The sequence below is a fragment of the Xanthomonas hortorum genome (assembly GCF_040279205.1).
Lineage (GTDB): Bacteria > Pseudomonadota > Gammaproteobacteria > Xanthomonadales > Xanthomonadaceae > Xanthomonas > Xanthomonas hortorum_F.
This window is the reverse complement of record NZ_JBEOLS010000119.1, coordinates 1-1,821: the sequence shown is the minus strand read 5'-3', so window position 1 is coordinate 1,821 and position 1,821 is coordinate 1. Positions and strand designations below refer to the sequence as shown.

General features: G+C 53.0%; 1 protein-coding gene and 2 pseudogenes. All 3 read right to left on the bottom strand.

The features are described 5' to 3' along the window. A pseudogene (locus tag ABS769_RS22360) lies at positions 1 to 159 on the bottom strand (IS5/IS1182 family transposase); the annotation flags it as partial. A gap of 67 nt (positions 160 to 226) precedes the next feature. Then, positions 227 to 924, bottom strand: a pseudogene (locus ABS769_RS22355) (XVIPCD domain-containing protein); the annotation flags it as partial. A 20-nt stretch (positions 925 to 944) separates the two neighbouring features. Then, positions 945 to 1,595: a hypothetical protein gene (locus ABS769_RS22350; protein WP_317063437.1), complete on the bottom strand. Its 651-nt coding sequence runs from the start codon at positions 1,593 to 1,595 to the stop codon at positions 945 to 947. Positions 1,596 to 1,821 lie beyond the last annotated feature (226 nt).

Genomic DNA, 1,821 nt, shown 5'->3' with positions numbered 1-1,821 from the left:
CGGCTGCCGACCTGGCCGCCCCGACACCGGATAGTGCGGTGCGATCAGCCCGAGCAGTTGCTGCCACGGAACCACCTGCTCCATCTCGGCCAGAAAGATCTCGCGCCGGGTCTGCTTGCGTTTACCCAGGCCCTCAGCGTCACCGAACGTCAGTTGCATGGATGATTCCTCACTCTGTGGCAATAGTGTCGCGCATCTGCTGTGCTTTGTTCAGAGGCTCCCTAGTGGTTGCTTGGTTCTTAGACGTGTGATTAAAGCTGTGCTGTATCTCATGGCCCAACACAAAAGTCATGTCTTGCGGATTAAATCTTCCTGATGGACTTGCGGGCGAAAATGATTGCAAGCCGATTGGTGGCAAGTTCATGATCTTGTTGTTGCCGTCATAAGTCCCGCCTGCTGCAACGCCGGGGCCGACAAATCCAAAACCTTCGAGATTCGCTCTTTTGGGATTGTGCGTATCTGATGCATCGATCGAAGTGGCAGATCTCTTGACCTCATCCGCGAGAAAAGGAGACCTATTGATACTCGATTGCAAGTTATTGAGCATGTCCTGTGTGACTGGATGACTGTTACGCGCCGAATCCTGATATGTGCTGTGCGCAAACGCGACAGACATCTGCTGGACCTGCAACGTGGCCTTCAGGTCGCTGCTTGCAGTTGCTCCAGAAGGTTGAAGGCTTGTTGCGGGAAGGGTAATGACCCGCTTTGTATGTCGTAAGTCCCGGCCAAATTTGGTGCGCTACTGGCAGCTTGTAAGGCAAATCCGCGTAGTTGACCGGACTGGGCCTGTCGGTCCAATTGGTTCAATAGGTTGGGGTCAGCCCTTAGCGCGTCGCGCAGCTGCGTAGTTTGATCGGGGGTAACGCCTTGTTGTGCGGAAAATTGAGAAAGCGCGGCTTCGAGCTGAGGGCTGTGATTGGCCATGAGAACTACTCCGTAGCGCGTTATCGACCGTTCAACGTACTGATGGATTTAACGCAAACCTTCCCCGCAGAACCTGCGACCACATTCTGTGGAATGATGGAGATAAGGATGTCTCCACCTGATCCGCCTTTCGCGAACTTCGCATAGCGCCAGTTTTCCAGCTGCCCGATCGGGCCATACGTTGGAGATGCAACAAATCCCATGCTTTTAAGCGAACTGTCGTAATGATCGAAATCGAGGCTACAAATCGCTTCCATGTCAGAAAAGCGATCGGTGTCATGTTCAAATGAAAGTCCCACACCTCTCAATAAAGAAGGGGATTCTGGGACATAATCAAAATCATAACGCCAACCACCACCCAGATCCGTACTCCATACCACTGCACCCAGTGCGCTAGGCGCAACTGAGACCGGAAAGCCCATAACGTCTTGAATGCGAGTTGGAGTTATATCTTCCCGCGAGTCTAGCCCGGCGATCAATTTCAAAAATCGCTTGCCGACCTCTTCGGCACTAAGCGTGAGCTTGTTCGCGACATCGGCCTCGGACGTGTTCATTACAGTGAGCTCCTTTGGAGGCAATTTTGGAGAATCAGTCTGAGTGTGCGCACAAGCACAGAGGGCTGTACCGCATAGTGCGGTTAGCAAGATCAGGGCGACTCGGGCAGAGCGCATTAGCAGGTCCTGATGGGTAGACTACGGGGTATACAATGCATCACTTTCGGTAAGCACGCCACATTACTCCCAGAGCATAATGGATCTATGCGTTCGGACTAGGGCCTGTTAACACTAATGGCCCGAGCGATTAAACTATCGTGCATGGAGATCACGCCAGCACAATTTTCTCTGATCGAACACTGCCTGCCGGCGCAGCGCGGCAATGTCAGCATGACCAACCTGC

Excerpts from the sequence above, each read along its gene's own strand:
- ABS769_RS22350 (WP_317063437.1), bottom strand. The coding sequence starts at position 1,595 with ATGCGCTCTGCCCGAGTCGCCCTGATCTTGCTAACCGCACTATGCGGT.